This window comes from Micromonospora sp. NPDC005707 (assembly GCF_040631005.1).
Taxonomy (GTDB): domain Bacteria; phylum Actinomycetota; class Actinomycetes; order Mycobacteriales; family Micromonosporaceae; genus Micromonospora.
In genome coordinates, this window is sequence record NZ_JBEXYR010000008.1 from 259,148 (window position 1) to 274,163 (window position 15,016).

A 15,016-nucleotide genomic window follows, 5' to 3' on the forward strand; every position below is an offset into this window, starting at 1 on the left:
GGGACGGGCGCCTCCGTGGGTGGTTGGGGCTGGGTGGGCCGTCCTCAACGCTCACGGCCTCGTGAGGGCGCTCGCCTCGGCAGCGAGCTTGGAAGCCGCATTGCCTACGAGGTTGCTGCGCTGTGGTCCGCGGCCTCGTCGTCGTTTCCAGTCGTCCTCATCGCCGGCCCGCCCTGGTTCTTGAGGTGGTGTCGCCGGTCTGGCTTGGGGGTCGCGAAACCGCCGCCACCACCGTCGCCGGTTTCTAGCGGTGGCCCTCACAGAGGCCGGCCATCCGCTCGGGCGACGTCGGTGTGCAGCATGCGGACCTCGGCAGCCGCCGTGCACACTTTGCTTGCCCCGCCGGCGGAGGTGTTTCACGTGAAACGGCGGCGTGAGGAGCGCCTGTCTCCTCGGAGAGACGGCGTGCGGAGTGCCTGCCTTTCCCGGAGAGGACTGCGTGGGGAGTGCCCGCCCTCCCGGAGAGATGTCTCCCGCCCTCGGCCCGCCCGGGCCGCCTCGGCACCCGGCCCGCCCCGCCCTGGAGGTGTCGCCACGCCTCGTGGTGTCCCTGCTGGGCGCGGAGGTCCCGAACCGGCGCGGCGTAAGCCGTCTGGCTCGGTCCCCGGCCAGGTTGCCTTCGACGTTCCTGCGTGGCCCGACGTTCCGCCGCCTCAACGCTCGGCCCTTGCCGACGGTCCGCCGCCTCAACGCTCGGCCCTTGCCGACGGTCCTCGGCCGGCAACGAGGCCAGGGCGAGGCCAGTGCGAGGCCAGTGCGAGGCCAGTGCGAGGCCAGTGCGAGGCGGCCGGATCGCCGCCGGCCAGCTGATGCCGGTCGCCGAGCGGGCTGGCGCGATCGGCACCGTCCTTGCCGCCCGAGGGGCACTGGCCGCTGCCTATCAGCGGCTCAGAGGGCGCGCTGAGCCGGCTGGTGCCGGTCGCCGTCAACTGGTTGGCCGCACCGTTGCTTGGCCCCGCGTCGGGACCGGATCCCCTGGCAGGCCGACCGCCCCCGGAACACCTGCCGCTCCAGACACACGAAGCTTGAGTCGCGTCCGTCGGTTGGCTCTCTGTTTGCCCGCAACATTGGCCGCCTTCTTCGCCACGGTGGTCCGCAACATTCGCCGCCTTCCGTCGCCACGGTGGTTGGGGCTCCGGGGCATCCAAGGCCGCCGAGCCGGCCGGCTCAGGGGAACGCCCACGGACGGGGCGGCCTGACGCGGTGTTCGGGTGGCGACTCGTGCTGACCGCCCGGACGGGGTGGCCTGACGCAGTGCTCGGGTGGCGACTCGTCCTGACCGCCCAGCGGAGCGGAAGCGCCGGCCCTCGCCGCCGATGGCGAAAGACACGGCGGTCGGCCCGGCGCAAACCCTGCCGGTCGACCAAGGGCTCCGTGCGGCGCGCCCGCGCCTCGACCGCTTCGCCCAGGACGCTTCGCAGCCGCTCCCAGCGTCGAAGAGCCGTCGCCCCCTCGGTGTTTCACGTGAAACGGTCCGCGAGGGCCGAGCGCTCGGTCACGTCCCCCGGGTACCACCGAGCCAGCCCCAAGCCTCGACCGGAGCCCCATGTAACCCGTCGCCATGGCTGGGCGCCGGAGCCCCGCCTGACCCGCCGCCGTGGCGAGGCCTCGGAAGGGGTCCGCGAATCTCGACGACGTGTCCCGGTGCCGCCGTTTCACGTGAAACGGTTGACGCGGTCCTGACCCGGCGCCGCCCTGCATCAGTGGCGGAGCGGTCAGCTCGGTGGCTTCACGACGCATCCGGCACCGCCCCCCATTGCGGCAACGACCCCAACAGCGCGGTCGCCTCGCCGCCCATGGGCTACGCCCGCCGCCCACGGGCCACGCCCCGGCGGGCTCGTGCGCGCCAAGGCCGTTTCACGTGAAACCGGTCCGAGCCAGCCGGCAACGGAACCGGCAAACGGATCCGGATACCGAAGCCGGGAACCGGAAGCCGCAACAGTCCTCGCGGCTAGGCACTGACCCTCCCGCCGCCAAATTCTGCTCGCGCCTAACGCCGCCGTTTCACGTGGAACACGACCGCCAGCCGTCGACCGGCTCCTCGCGCGCCCCCTTGAAAGAGGACCTTGGGAACCACCGGATCCGCCCGGTGCCGATCGCCGGCTCGCTCGTTGGGAAGGATGGATCGAGGCACCCCAGGGACCCAAGGACGACCACCCCCGTTATCCACAGCCGTTTTCCACAGGCCCTCCCCGTTTCATGTGAAACACCGCGCCGAAACCCTTGCTGAGCAGTGGATGACGCGCTGTGCTGGTGATCTCAGCGGCCTGTGGACAACGCGGTGGACAACCCGTTGTGGATCGACGAGGAACGCTCAGCGGCCCGGCGGTCAGGTAGGGACAGGCGTCGCCAACTCGGTTAGGGTCAGCGTCGTGCAGGACACCCCTCCCTCAGTCCCGGACTTCACCCAGTGGCCCTCATTTCCCTTCGAAGGCGATCTCCACGTCAAGCAGCTCGACGAGCCGGTGCCGGTCGAGCCTCCCCGCCGCGGCGAGGGGAATCGGGAGTGCACCGCCTGCAACGCGCCGGACGAGGCGTACATCTGGGTGGGTGAACGATGGCGGGTCCGGGCGATGGACCGGCCCACCGGCCTGCCGATGGTGTTGATCCTGGAGTCCCGGTCGCACCTCGACCTCGGTGACCTGCCGAACCTGCTCGCCGCCGAGCTGGGCGTCATGACCGTGCGCCTGGAGCGGGCGATCCGGTCGCTGGACGGCGTGGCCCGGGTGCACGTGAACCGCTGGGGTGACGGCTCGGCGCACCTGCACATGTGGTTCCTCGCCCGGCCCTACGGGCGGCTGCAACTGCGCGGCACGTTCCTGTCCCTGTGGGATTCGATCCTGCCGCCGATCTCCGAGGCGCAGTGGCGGGAGAACCTGGCGATGGTTGCCGCGTGGCTGGCCGAGTTCGGTGGCCGGCCGCTCGCCGAGCCGCCGCGCATCCAGTGGCAGGCGCCGTCGAGCCTCACCGCCACGTCGACCGCCGCGGCGGCGGAGGATCCCGACGAGGAGACCGCTTCGGTGATCGAGGCTGCGGATGAGATCCCGGAGGCCGAAGCCGCGGAGGAACCCACGCCCGAGGCGCCGGAGCGGCCGGCCACGCCGGAACAGGTCGCGCCCCCGGGACAGCCGGGTACGCCGGAACAGGCCGCGCACCCGGGGCGGCCGGGCACGCCGGAACAGGCCGCGCACCCGGAGCAGCCGGGCACGCCGGAACAGACCGCGCACCCGAAGCAGGGGGCCACGGGACAGCCCGAGGTGCCGGAGCAGGGGGCGGCGCCGGAGCAGGCCGAGCAACCGCGGCGGGCGACCGAGTCGGCCTGACGTCAGGGGCGGCGGGCGGCGGCGCGGCTCACCAGGGTGCCGAGCGCCCGCCCGAAGTCCAGACCGGCCGCCTGGACGGCCAGCGGCAGCAGGGAGGTCTCGGTCATCCCCGGGGAGACGTTGACCTCCAGCACGTGCGGCTGCCCGTCCGCGTCGACGATCAGGTCGACGCGGGAGAGGTCGCGGAGGCCGAGCGCGGCGTGCGCGGCGAGCGCCACCTGGGTCACCCGCTGGGTCGTCTCCGGGTCGAGCCGGGCCGGTGCGTGCCAGGTGGTGCGGCCAGCGGTGTAGCGGGCCGCGTAGTCGTAGACGCCGTTGCGGGGCACGATCTCGACGGGGGGCAGGGCCTGCGGGCCCTCACCCAGGTCCAGGACGGAGACCGCCACGTCCATCCCGGGCACGTAGCGTTCCACCAGCGCCGTCTGGTCGTACGCGAAACAGCCGACCATGGCGGCCGGCAGCGACGTGGCGTCCCGGACCACGGCGGCGCCCAGTCCGGAGCCGCCCTGCGCGGGCTTGACCATCAGCGGCAGGCCCAGCCGGTCGACGATCCGGTCCAGGACGGCCACCGCGCCCAGTTCCGAGAAGCGGTCGTGCGGCAGCGCCACCCAGTCGGGCGTCGGGATTCCCGCCTCGCGCAGCACCGCCTTGGCCGAGGGCTTGTCCCAGGCGAGCCGGGACGCGCGGGCGTCGCAGCCGACGTAGGGCACGCCACAGAGGTCGAGCACACCCCGCAGCGAGCCGTCCTCGCCGGTGGCGCCGTGCAGGGCGATCACCACGGCGTCCGGCGGGTCGGCGGCCAGGGCGGGCAGTAGCGCCACGTCGGCGTCCCGCAGCTCGGCCTCCACGCCGACCGCGCGCAGCGCGTCGAGGACCCGCCGGCCGGACCGGAGCGAGACGTCCCGCTCGTAGGAGAGCCCGCCGGCGAGCACCAGCACGTGCAGCTCGTCGGTGGCGGCGGATCCGGTCACGGGAGTGTGCGCGGCAGGGCTGACGGACATGCGGGAATCATGCCAAGTCGGGACCGGGCGCGTCCGAGCCGCCCTGCCGGCGCCGCGGACCCGCCCCGCCGACCGCGCCGAAGACCTTGCGCATGGCGATCTCCTGCTCCATCACGCCGGCCAGCCGGCGGACGCCCTCGCGGATCCGCTCCGGCGGCGGGAACGAGAAGTTGAGCCGCATGTTGCCGGCGCCGGTCCCGTCGGCGTAGAACCCGGTGCCCGGCACGTAGGCGACCCGGGCGGCGACCGCCCGCGGCATCATCGCCTTGGAGTCGAGGCCGTCCGGCAGGGTCGCCCAGACGAAGAGACCGCCGGCCGGGGTGGTCCAGGTGGTGCCCTCCGGCATCAGGTCCGCGAGCGCGTCGAGCAGGGCGTCCCGGCGCTCACGGTAGACCTCGCGGTAGACCTTGAGCTGCTCCCGCCAGGGCATGGTGCCCAGGTAGGTCGAGACGGCGGCCTGCGCGTAGCCGCTGGGGCAGAGGATCTGCGCCTCGCTGGCGATGACCAGCTTGTCGCGGACCGCGTGCGGGGCGAGGATCCAGCCCACCCGCAGGCCGGGCGCGAAGGTCTTGGAGAAGGTGCTCAGGTAGAACACCCCGTCGCGCCGCCGGGCCCGCAGCGGCGCGGGCGCCTCGCCCTCGAAACCGAGCTGACCGTACGGGTCGTCCTCGACCACCAGCAGCCCGGCGCGCTCGCAGATGTCGAGCACCCGCTCACGCCGCTCCTCGCTCAGCGTCACGCCGGTCGGGTTCTGGTAGGTCGGGATGGTGTAGAGGAACTTCACGCGCCGGCCGGCCCGGGCCAGGTCGGCGATGGCCGCCTCCAGCGCCTCCGGGATCAGCCCCTCGGCGTCCATCGGCACGTGCGCCACCTGGGCCTGGGCGGCCTGGAACACCCCGAGTGCGCCGACGTAGGTCGGGCCCTCGGCGAGCACCACGTCACCCGGGTCCAGGAAGAGCCGGGCCACCAGGTCGAGGGCCTGCTGCCCGCCGACGGTGACCACCACGTCCTCGGGCGAGGCGCCGCACGACGCGTCGATCCCGGACAGCGCCATCACCTCGCAGATCCGCTCACGCAGCTCCGGGGTGCCCTGGCCGATGCCGTACTGCAGGGTGGTGGCGCCGTGCTCGGCGCCGAGCCGGCCGAGCATCTCGCCCACCGCGTCGAGCGGCAGCGCCGCGATGTAGGGCGCCCCACCGGCGAGCGAGACCACCTCCGGCCGGCTGGCCACCGCGAAGAGTGCCCGGATCTCGGAGGCCGTCATCCCCCGGACCCGCCGGGCGTACCGGTCGGTGTAGTCGTCGAGCGTCGTGCCGGTCATGACATCACCTCGATCGGGTGTCGGCGGGGCTGCCGCCCGGTGTGGTACCCGCGATGCCGACAACCATGGCGGCGCGCGGAAGGCCGGTTGGTCGATCGTAGTCGGCGCCCGCCAGCACCGGGCCCACCGTGTGGGTACGTCCACATCCCGGACCGGCCCCTCTCCCCGGCTCGGGTGGGCGTTCGCGCGTCCTCTCCCGTAGCGTCGGGCGGGAGCGTACGATCGCTCGTCGGGGGCAGTAAGGCGGCGGGAGACCTCGGTGGTCTCCGCTCCGGGCCTATGGGTGGGGTGCTCATGTCGCGACGTCTGGTCAGTCTGACCCTGGACACGCTGGAGGACCTGCCCCGCTCCTGCCGGCAGTGCGTCTACTGGGAGCTCGACCCGGTCTCGGCCGAGCGCGCGTGCGCCGCCGGCGACCCGGGGCTGGAGAAGGAGGCCTGGGTCTCCCAGACGCTCCTGGAGTGGGGTTCCTGCGGCAAGCTCGCGTACGTGGACGGCATGCCCGCCGGTTTCGTCATGTACGCCCCGCCCGCGTACGTCCCGCGCTCGATGGCGTTTCCCACCTCGCCGGTCTCCGCGGACGCGGCGCTGCTGATGACCGCCAACGTGGTGTCGTCGTTCGCCGGGGGCGGCCTGGGCCGGATGCTGGTCCAGGGGGTGGCCCGGGATCTCACCAAGCGTGGGATCAAGGCGATCGAGGCGTTCGGCGACGCGAAGTTCGGCGACGACGGGGACAACCCGACCCGGGCCTGCCTCGCGCCGGCCGACTTCTTCCTCTCGGTGGGCTTCAAAACGGTCCGGCCGCACCCGCGCTACCCCCGGCTCCGCCTGGAACTGCGCACGGCGCTCAGCTGGAAGTCCGACGTCGAGTACGCGCTGGAGAAGCTCCTCGGCTCGATGAGCCCGGAGACGCTGCTCCGCCCGGTCCGCCCGGCTCCCGCCACCCGCTCGATGAGCTGAGGCCCGGGCGGCTCAGTCGACCACCGTGCCGGCGGCCACCACCGCCCGCAGCTCGCTCACGTCGATCGAGCCGGTGGGCACGTCCCGCTCGATCGGGTAGTACATCCGCTGCACGGCGGCGACGATCGCCTCGACCAGCCGGTCCCGGAACCGGGGGTCCACGAGCCGCTCGCGGTCGGCCGGTGAGGTCAGGTAGCCCACCTCGACCCGGACCGCGGGCATCCGGGTCAGGCGCAGCAGGTCCCAGGACTTGGCGTGGGTGCGGCAGTCCCGCAGCCCGGTGCGGGCCACGATCTCCCGCTGCACCAGCCCGGCCAGCCGCTCCCCGGTGGCGGAGGTGACGCCGTTGTCGGTGCCGTAGTGGTAGGTCGCCACCCCGTCGGCCGCCGGGTTGGCGTGCCCGTCGGTGTGCAGGGAGATGAAGACGTCGGCGCCGAGGGAGTTGGCCAGCTGGGCGCGGTCCGCGTCCGGCAGGCAGGTCCGTGGGGACGGGCCCCGGGTGAGCTGCACGCGTACGCCGGCCGCGGCGAGCCGCCCCTCCAGCCGGCTGGCCAGGTCGTGCACGAGGTCCGCCTCGGTCCAGCGCAGCGGGCCGTCGGGCACGACCACGCCCGGGTCGGTGCCGCCGTGCCCCGGGTCGATGACCACGGTCCGTCCGACCAGGGTCGGCCCGGCCTGCCGGATGGCGTCGGACTCGCGGAGCCACTGCGGCCGCCCGCCGACGACCTTCCGGCCGAGGCGGCGCAGCGCGTTGATGGTGTGCGGGCCGCACGTTCCGTCCGGTTTCAGCCCCATCTCCCGCTGGAACTGGGCGACGGCGCGGGAGGTGCGGATGCCGTAGATGGCGTCGGCGCGGCCCACGTCGTACCCCATCTCCAGGAGCCGTTCCTGGAGCGACCGGACGTCCTCGCCGATCAGCGGCTCGGGGACCGCGTGGTAGAGGGTGCGCGCGCCGAACCGCCAGCGGGCCGCGTCCAGCGCCCGCCAGGTCTCCGCGCCCACCCGCCCGTCCACGCTGAGGCCGCGGGACTGCTGGAACGCCCGGACGGCGCGCTCGGTCTCCGCGTCGAACTCCTCGCCTCCGCGGCCGGCCGGGAGCAGCTCCAGGCCGGTGAGGACGGTGCGGATCTCGGCCACCGCGGGTCCCCGGTCACCGGGTCGGATCGGACGCACGACGACCCCCTCTGCACGGACGCTGGCTGGCCGGAGACTCCGACGGAGGTGCTTCCCCGCTGGGGACGCCTTACGGAGCGTACCGTGGCCGGTCACCGACGATCACGAATTCGCCACAGGTCAGGAACGCGGAACCCCCGTCACCCGGGATCGGGCGGACGGGGGTTCCGGCGGTGTCGGGCGTCGGCTCAGAGCGCCGACTCGATGAGCTTGACCAGCTCACCCTTGGGCTTGGCGCCGGCGATGGACTGCACCGGCTCGCCGTTCTTGAAGATGGTCAGGGTCGGCACGGACATCACCCGGTAGGTGCGCGCCGTCTCGGGGTTCTCGTCGATGTTGAGCTTGACGATGGTGACCTGGTCACCCATCTCGCCCGCGATCTCCTCCAGCAGCGGCGAGACCTTGCGGCACGGACCGCACCACTCCGCCCAGAAGTCGACCAGAACCGGCTTGTCGGACTTCAGCACGTCGCTCGCGAAGCTCGCGTCCGTGACCGCCTTGGTTGCTCCCACTATGAACCCCTCCTCCGGGACCTGTTCGTGAAAATCTTTCAGCCTTGCAGGGTGGCGATGAAGCGCTCGGCGTCCAGGGCGGCCGCACAGCCCGTGCCGGCCGCCGTGATGGCCTGCCGGTAGGTGTGGTCGACCACGTCACCGGCGGCGAAGACACCCGGGATGTTGGTCCGGGTGCTCGGCGCCTGCACCTTCACGTACCCCTCGTCGTCGAGTTCCACCTGGTCGCGGAAGAGCTCGCTGCGCGGGTCGTGACCGATCGCCACGAACACGCCGGTGACGTCGAGCACCTTGCTCTCACCGTTGTGCACGTTGCGCACCCGTACGCCGCTGACCTTGCCGTCGTCGCCGAGGATCTCCTCGATCACGCTGTTCCACTCGACCTTGATCTTCTCGTTGCCGAGGGCGCGAGCAGCCATGATCTTGCTGGCGCGGAACGAGTCGCGGCGGTGGATGATCGTCACCGACTCGGCGAACCGGGTGAGGAAGCTGGCCTCCTCCATGGCCGAGTCGCCGCCGCCGACCACCACGATGTGCTGGTTACGGAAGAAGAAGCCGTCACAGGTGGCGCAGGACGACACGCCGTGGCCCAGGTATTCCTGCTCGCCCGGCACACCCAGCGGGCGCCAGGCCGAGCCGGTGGAGAGGATGATCGCCTTGGCGCGGTAGGCGGTCTCGCCCACCCAGACGGTGCTCACCGTGTTGGAGCCGACCTCGCCGGTGTCCTTCAGCTCGACCCGGGTCACGTCGTCGGTGAGGAACTCGGCGCCGAACCGCTCGGCCTGCTTGCGCATGTTGTCCATCAACTCGGGGCCGAGGATGCCGTCCGCGAAACCGGGGAAGTTCTCCACCTCGGTGGTGGTCATCAGCGCGCCGCCGGACTGCACGCCCTCGATGACCAGCGGCTTGAGGTTGGCGCGCGCGGCGTAGACCGCCGCCGTGTAGCCGGCCGGCCCGGAGCCGATGATGATCAGGTTGCGGACCTCGTCCACTGCCGTCTCCCGATGTGTGTGTTCGTCACCGGCGCGCACCGATGTCGATCCCGAGTGCCGACAGCTCAGCGACAGCGGCACCTGACTTGCAGAACGTCATCGTACGAAGCGGGGATTCCCGAGCCGGTCATCCGGTGGGTCACGTCACGTGGCAGACCCGCCCGGGTGACCGCGACCTCACCCTACCCGCGTGGTGAAGCGGGTGTCCGCGCCGGACCCGGGGACCCCGCACTCGGGTCCGCTCACCCAGGCCCACCGGGCGCCGCCCCCGTCCGTGAAGGTCACCACCAGCGCCGGGTTGCCCTGGAACCGGGCGTAGTCGACCAGGTGGACGGTGAGCGGGCCGCCGCGGTGTTCCGCGCCGATCTCGGACAGGCAGGAGGCCAGCGCCTCGGGGCGGGCCAGCCGGTCCAGCCCGGCGGCCTCGAACACCCGCTGCCCCTCCGGTCCACCCGCGGAGTTCGCCTTGTCGCTCGCCGCCGCCGAGGGCCCGGCGACTCCGCCCGGGATCCGGGAGAGGGAGTCCGGGGTGTAGTCGGTGCCGCTGTGCAGGGCCGGACCGGTGGTCTGGAAGGCCCCGGCGGCCAGCGGAGCGGCCGCCTTGCCGTCGGCGCGGCTGCCCGCGCTGTCGGACGCCCCGGTGATCCGGCCGGCGCCCGTGTCGACGAGGTGACCGATCCCGAACCCGACCGCGGTCACCGAGGCGGCGGCCAGCGCGACCGGACCGGCGAGCCGCGTCCAGCGGCGGGCACGGCGCCCCGGTCCGGTGTTCCGGCCCGGCCGGCCCGTCCCGCCCGCCGGATGGGTGCCCCGGCCGGGCTGTGCCGGCACGGCGGCCGGGGTCGAGGCCTGCTCGGGAGGGTCGGACGCCAGGTCGCCGGTGGGGGCCGGGCCGGCGCCGGCGAGCGCCGCCGTGATCCGGTCGGCCACGGCCTGCGGAAGCTCCGGGCCGGGCTCGGCGGCCCAGCCGGCCAGGTCCGCCTGGACGAGGTCGACGGCCCGGGCCAGGGCCTCGTACGCCTCGGTCCAGGCCGGGTCCCGCTCGACCAGCCGGGCGACGGTCGCCTGCTCCGGGGTGCCGTCCAGCGCCCCGCCGAGGTAGTCGGCGAGCAGGTCGTGGTCGACCTCGCTGAACTCCCGGGAAGTCACGTCTCCTCCTGGCTGGCATCCCGCCGGGACCGTCCCGACGTGGATCCGACGCCCTCGGGTGGCCGCGGGTTCCCACCGGTGACCCGCGGCACGTCCGCGACCTCGTCGGAGCCGGTCCGCAGATGCCCGAGGAGCACGGCCAGCCGGGCCCGACCCCGGGCGCACCGGCTCTTCACCGTCCCCTCGGCGACCCCGAGCATCCGGGCGACCTCGGCCACCGGATAGCCCTGCACGTCCACCAGGACCAGCGCCGCCCGCTGCTCGACCGGCAGCGCGGCGAGGGCCTGCCGGACCACCAGGGCGGTGTCGTGGTCCCGGGCCGGCGCGGCCGGCTCCACCCCGCCGGTGTGCCGGCCGGGCTCCCCGTCGGTGTGGACGCCGTCCGGCAGCGGGACCGTGGCGTGCGTCTGGCGCCGCCGGATCCGGTCCAGGCAGGCGTTGACCACGATCCGGTGCAGCCAGGTGGTGACCGCCGAGTCACCCCGGAACCGGGCCGCGGCGCGGTGCGCCGACAGCAGCGCGTCCTGCAGGGCGTCGGCGGCCTCCTCGCGGTCGCCGACCGTCCGCAGGGCCACCGCCCAGAGCCGGTCCCGGTGCCGGTGGAACAGCTCGGCGAAGGCGTCCCGGTCGCCGGCGACGTGCGCCCGCAGCAGGTCGAGGTCGGACACCCCGGCCGGCGGGCCGTCCCCGGTCGCCGGCTCGGGCGTACGCCCACCGCGACCCGCCATCACCACGTCCGGCGGAGGTGGTGCACCGGGTGCGGCGAACGGGTCACGAGCCCTCGACCGTCAGTTCCTGGACGCCGAGCTTCCAGCCGCCGCCGCTGTCCTTCGCCGGCAGCTCGGTGATCCAGAAGAGGAGGTACTGGTACTTCGCCTCCGGGTTGAACCCGTCGAAGACCATCGTGGTGCCGTCGTGGTCCTCGAACGGCTGCCCGATCCGCTCGGTGTAGGCCGCCACGAGATCCTTGTCGCCCGAGGAACTGGACGGGAACTCGCCCTTGCCCGCGCGCAGCTCGGCCGAGGCGCCGGTGGAGGACAGGGTGGCCTTGATCGACTTGACCGTGTGCGGGGCGCCGAGGTCGATCCAGATCCCCATGCCCTTCTTCAGACCGCCGAACTTGCCGTTGTTCCGGTAGCTGGCGGTCTCCCAGCCCTCGTTCGGGTCGCCGTCGATCACCTTCTCGGCGTTCCGCACCTCGGCGCGGTCCCGGCTCTCCGGGTCGATGATCCGGACGTCCTGGATGTTGAGCTTGCGGACCGGCGCGGCCGGGGCGGTGGTGCCGCCGGCGGGCGCGCTGCTGGACGGCTGCGCCACCGGCTCCTTGCCCGGGTCCTTGTCGTCGCCCAGGGCGCTGATCCCGATGAGCAGCCCGACCAGGGCCACCGCCAGCAGGGCGGCGATGCCCAGCGCGACCTTGCGGCCGCCGGCCGCGGCCAGCGGCGAGGGCTCGTCCTCGGTGTCGGCCGTGAAGCGCAGCGGACCGGCCTGCTGATCCAGGAAGTGCTCGTCGGCGGGGATGTCGAGCCGGTTCAGCTCGGCCGACAGGACGTCGGACGAGGGCGGGGCGATCTCCGAGTCGAGCAGGTCCATGGTGAGGTCGTCGAGGTACGCGGGCACCCCGGCGCGCACCTGCCGGGGCGCGGCGATGGCGCCGCCGGCGTCCCGGACGGCGTCGGGCAGGGCGGCGCGCCCGTGGCCGGCGGTGGCGCCGTGCAGCGGGGCCTCGCCGTGCGGCCAGTGGCCGGTCAGGGCGAAGTAGAGCACCCCGCCGACCGCCCGCAGGTCGTTCTCCTGGCTGTCCGCACCGTCGGTGCGCGCGTCGGCCAGCACCACGCGGCCGTCGTCGCTGATCATCACGGTGCCGGGGTGGACGTTGCCGTGCACCATGCCGGTGGCGTGCACGGCGGCGAGGGCGCTGGCGACGGCGCTGCCGATGGCCGTGGCCCGGGCCGGGTCCAGCGGACCGTCGGCGGTGACCATCTCGCGCAGCGACTGCCCGTCCACCCATTCGCGGACCACGTAGGCCCGGTCGGCCTCGTCGATCGCGTCGTAGACGCCGACCAGGTTGGGGTGGATCACCCGGCTGGCCGCGACGGCCGCCTGGAGCATCTCGGTGGCGGAGTCGCCACCCGGGTAGCGGAGGACCACCGCTACGGGACGGCGCAGCACGACGTCGACCCCGCGCCAGACCAGCCGGCCCGCGCTGTCGTTGTTGATGTGCTCGACCAGCTCGTACCGCTCGGCCAGGACTTCACCGACCGCGGGAGCACCGAAGGTCACGACCGGAGGAGAGGTCTCCTCCGCCTCCTGACCCTCGCCGACCTGGGTCACCCGTCCTCCCTCGGTGATCGTGTCGATCGATGGACCCGTGCTGCTGGGCATGTGGCTTCCCGCTCTGCCTTGGCTGGAACCGGCAGACCGGTGTCGACGCCCGCGTCGGCACCCGCCGTGCCCGTCGAGAGTGACCTTACCCGGGATGCCCGGTTCTCCGACATGTCATCTTCCCGCCGTAGCCGGTGGGACGCCAGTGACCGTGGGGATCGGTCGGGTGAACGGCCCGGTCGGGCCACGTCGCTGGGACACGCACGCTCAATCTAGATGTTGACGGCAAGTAGTCGGCGCAGGGGCGCACCGGTGTGGCGGCCTCCGTGACACCGGTGTGTTTCCCCTGCTCCCGCCGGTCACCCTCGGCCGTACGGTTGGTTGTCCACAGGCCGAGAGGCCCATTGGGCGGGGGAACCCTGAGTTATCCACAGCCGTATCCCCAGGCTGGTGATCGTCGTTCACCGTCCGTCATCGGTGCTGGTCGAGGTCACCGCCCGAGCCGGCGGCGGACCATCCCCACCACCTCGGTGATCTCGCCGATCCGCAACGCCATGGCCAGCCCGAGGTAGGTCACGCCGATCACCGCGCCGCCGATCACCAGTTGGACCGCGGCGGCCAGCCAGCTCAGGTGCGCCGGGTCGCCGGGAAGCAGCCGGACCACCAGCAGGCCGACCAGGGCCGCGCCCAGCGCGGCGATCACCACCCGGCCCATGGTCCGCATGATCCCGCCCAGCCCGATCCGGCCCACCCGGGGACGCAGCAGGAGCGCCGAGATCACCGCCGCCGCCACGTACGAGATCGCGTTGCCGAGCATCATGCCGGCCGCCGCGAAGGTGGCCGAGAAGGCGAGGAAGAGGCCGATCTGGAGGAGCACCCGCAGCGCCACGACCGGAATGTTGATCAGCGCCGGGGTCTTGGTGTCCGGCAGCGCGTAGAAGGCGAAGGTGAAGAGCTGGCTGATCGCGAACGGCACCAGGCCGATCGCCGCCACCAGCAGCACGGTCGAGGTGGCCACCGCGTTCTCGCCGGTGAAGGCGCCGTACCGGAAGATCACGACCGAGATGGGGCCGGCCAGCACCGCGTAGCAGACCGCGACGGGGGCGAGGACGGCGGTGACCATCCGGGTGCCGCGGGACAGGTCGGCGGTGACGTCGCGGAACCGGCCCTCGCCGGCGGCGGCGCTCATCCGGGGCATCAGCGCGGTGATGATCGAGACGGCGATGATGCCGTGCGCCATCATCAGCAGCAGGAAGACGTTGTTGTAGATCAGCAGGCCGGCGTTCTCCTTGCCGGCGGCCCGGGTGAGCAGGTTGACCACCACGAAGAGGCCGAGCTGGTTGACCCCGACGTAGCAGAACATCCAGGCCCCGAGCCGGGCCAGCTCGCGCAGGCCCAGCTCGCGGAAGTCGAACCGCCACTTCCACCGGAAGCCGACCTTGCGCAGCGCCGGCAGCAGGCCGGCGGCCTGCACCGCCACGCCGAGCAGCGTGCCGCCGCCGATCAGCAGGATCCGACCGGTGGTCATCTGGTCCGGCCGTAGCGCCTTGGCGCCGTGGACGCCGATGTAGAGGCCGAAGACGCCGATCACCACGAGGTTGTTCAGGATCGGCGCCCACATGGGTGCGGCGAAGTGTCCCCGGGTGTTCAGCACGGCGGCGATCAGCGCGCTCACGCCGGTGAAGAAGAGCATCGGCAGCATCAGGTAGGACAGGTCGTTGACCAGTCCCTTGTACGTGGCGTCCTTGCCGGCGGCGTAGATCGCGGTGAGCACCGGCGCGGAGACCACCGCCAGCAGCGCGGCGGCGGCCAACGTGAGCACCGCGAGGGTGAGCAGCCGCTGGGCGTACGCCTCGCCCCGGTCCGGGTCGAGCTTGCGGCGCCGGACCAGCACCGGGATCAGCACGCTGGTGAGCACACCGCCGAGCAGGAACTCGTACACCTGGTTGGGCAGGAACTGGGCGGTGGTGTACACGTTGCCGACCGCGTTGCCGAGCGCGGCGCCGATCATCAGGTTGCGGATGAAGCCGGTGCCCCGGCTCACCAGGCTGCCGATCGCCATCACCGCGCTGTTCGCCGCGGCGCTGGTCTCCGCGACCACCTCCTGGGGCGGCGCGGTCGCCTCGACCCCCGGCTGGTTCAGCGGCTCCGCCGAGATGAAGGTGGCGCCGTCGTCCGGCGGCAGGCCGTCGCCGTGCGCGTTCGCGCTGCGGTAGAGCCCGCCGCTCATCTCCCAGCCTCCAAGGGGTACGCCAGAGCC

The 15,016-nt window shown here is 73.0% G+C and carries 11 protein-coding genes; 2 read left to right on the forward strand and 9 right to left on the reverse strand.

Annotated elements, in window-relative coordinates; genetic code table 11:
- The first annotated feature begins 2,372 nt into the window (after positions 1-2,372).
- Positions 2,373-3,323, forward strand: coding sequence for a hypothetical protein (locus ABZ452_RS18650; RefSeq protein ID WP_357944157.1), 951 nt, complete (start codon positions 2,373-2,375; stop codon positions 3,321-3,323).
- Between the two features lie 2 nt (positions 3,324-3,325).
- On the opposite strand, the gene ABZ452_RS18655 is transcribed toward ABZ452_RS18650, so the two are convergent.
- A complete protein-coding gene (locus ABZ452_RS18655) occupies positions 3,326-4,324 on the reverse strand; it encodes a D-alanine--D-alanine ligase (RefSeq protein WP_357944159.1) in 999 nt (332 codons plus the stop codon).
- A gap of 7 nt (positions 4,325-4,331) precedes the next feature.
- Positions 4,332-5,645, reverse strand: a complete 1,314-nt coding sequence (locus tag ABZ452_RS18660; protein ID WP_355054527.1) for a PLP-dependent aminotransferase family protein — start codon at positions 5,643-5,645, stop codon at positions 4,332-4,334.
- 294 nt (positions 5,646-5,939) lie between these two features.
- Between ABZ452_RS18660 and ABZ452_RS18665 the strand changes: the two genes are divergently transcribed.
- On the forward strand, positions 5,940-6,605 hold the full coding sequence (locus tag ABZ452_RS18665; protein ID WP_357944161.1) for a GNAT family N-acetyltransferase: 666 nt from the start codon (positions 5,940-5,942) through the stop codon (positions 6,603-6,605).
- Between the two features lie 12 nt (positions 6,606-6,617).
- On the opposite strand, the gene ABZ452_RS18670 is transcribed toward ABZ452_RS18665, so the two are convergent.
- From ABZ452_RS18670 to murJ, 7 genes are all read right to left on the reverse strand, one after another.
- Positions 6,618-7,778 (reverse strand): N-acetylmuramoyl-L-alanine amidase, encoded by a 1,161-nt coding sequence (locus ABZ452_RS18670; RefSeq protein WP_357944164.1) that lies wholly within the window; start codon positions 7,776-7,778, stop codon positions 6,618-6,620.
- Between the two features lie 188 nt (positions 7,779-7,966).
- On the reverse strand, positions 7,967-8,290 hold the full coding sequence (trxA, locus tag ABZ452_RS18675) for a thioredoxin (protein ID WP_073836974.1): 324 nt from the start codon (positions 8,288-8,290) through the stop codon (positions 7,967-7,969).
- 38 nt (positions 8,291-8,328) lie between these two features.
- Positions 8,329-9,282 carry a thioredoxin-disulfide reductase gene (gene trxB, locus ABZ452_RS18680; RefSeq protein ID WP_357944167.1) on the reverse strand — a complete coding sequence of 318 codons (954 nt, stop codon included), beginning with the start codon at positions 9,280-9,282 and terminating at the stop codon, positions 8,329-8,331.
- A gap of 177 nt (positions 9,283-9,459) precedes the next feature.
- Positions 9,460-10,431 carry a hypothetical protein gene (locus tag ABZ452_RS18685; RefSeq protein ID WP_357944169.1) on the reverse strand — a complete coding sequence of 324 codons (972 nt, stop codon included), beginning with the start codon at positions 10,429-10,431 and terminating at the stop codon, positions 9,460-9,462.
- Positions 10,428-11,159, reverse strand: coding sequence for an RNA polymerase sigma factor SigM (gene sigM / locus ABZ452_RS18690; RefSeq protein ID WP_357944172.1), 732 nt, complete (start codon positions 11,157-11,159; stop codon positions 10,428-10,430). The genes ABZ452_RS18685 and sigM overlap by 4 nt, the downstream gene beginning before the upstream one ends.
- A 43-nt stretch (positions 11,160-11,202) precedes the next feature.
- Positions 11,203-12,816 (reverse strand): protein kinase family protein, encoded by a 1,614-nt coding sequence (locus ABZ452_RS18695; RefSeq protein ID WP_357944175.1) that lies wholly within the window; start codon positions 12,814-12,816, stop codon positions 11,203-11,205.
- 430 nt (positions 12,817-13,246) lie between these two features.
- On the reverse strand, positions 13,247-14,986 hold the full coding sequence (gene murJ, locus ABZ452_RS18700; protein WP_357944178.1) for a murein biosynthesis integral membrane protein MurJ: 1,740 nt from the start codon (positions 14,984-14,986) through the stop codon (positions 13,247-13,249).
- Positions 14,987-15,016 lie beyond the last annotated feature (30 nt).

Excerpts from the sequence above, each read along its gene's own strand:
- murJ (WP_357944178.1), bottom strand. The coding sequence starts at position 14,986 with ATGAGCGGCGGGCTCTACCGCAGCGCGAACGCGCACGGCGACGGCCTG.
- sigM (WP_357944172.1), bottom strand. The coding sequence starts at position 11,159 with ATGGCGGGTCGCGGTGGGCGTACGCCCGAGCCGGCGACCGGGGACGGC.
- ABZ452_RS18665 (WP_357944161.1), top strand. The coding sequence starts at position 5,940 with ATGTCGCGACGTCTGGTCAGTCTGACCCTGGACACGCTGGAGGACCTG.
- ABZ452_RS18655 (WP_357944159.1), bottom strand. The coding sequence starts at position 4,324 with ATGTCCGTCAGCCCTGCCGCGCACACTCCCGTGACCGGATCCGCCGCC.
- ABZ452_RS18660 (WP_355054527.1), bottom strand. The coding sequence starts at position 5,645 with ATGACCGGCACGACGCTCGACGACTACACCGACCGGTACGCCCGGCGG.
- ABZ452_RS18695 (WP_357944175.1), bottom strand. The coding sequence starts at position 12,816 with ATGCCCAGCAGCACGGGTCCATCGATCGACACGATCACCGAGGGAGGA.